The organism is Lactiplantibacillus xiangfangensis (assembly GCF_001438845.1).
In the GTDB taxonomy this organism is placed as follows: Bacteria; Bacillota; Bacilli; order Lactobacillales; family Lactobacillaceae; genus Lactiplantibacillus; species Lactiplantibacillus xiangfangensis.
Map to the genome: position 1 here is coordinate 1 of NZ_JQCL01000004.1, position 278 is coordinate 278.

The 278-nt window shown below is 39.9% G+C and carries 1 protein-coding gene; it reads right to left on the bottom strand.

The window, feature by feature from the left end:
- Positions 1-14: 14 nt before the first annotated feature.
- Positions 15-278: tyrosine-type recombinase/integrase (locus IV64_RS00250; RefSeq protein WP_157060958.1), on the bottom strand; the 264-nt coding region annotated here is incomplete at its 5' end.

The window sequence follows — 278 nt, forward strand, 5'->3', positions numbered from 1 at the left end:
ATAAAGCCAGCCTCCTAACCAAAATCAATTTTATCCAGCATCGTTTCAGTACTAGCCTGGTCTAAGCCTAAATAAGCTAAAGTCATTGCTTCACTGGAATGATTTAATAAGTGCATGACCAAGCCAATATTATAATTTGATTGCGTGTAAACGCGATAAGCCCCGGTTTTACGCATCGTATGGGTCCCTAGATAATTAATTCCTAACAGATCGCCAACCTTGCTCATGATTTTGTAGAACTGTTTTTCCGTGATATGGCGTTCTGGGTGTTGAATGGA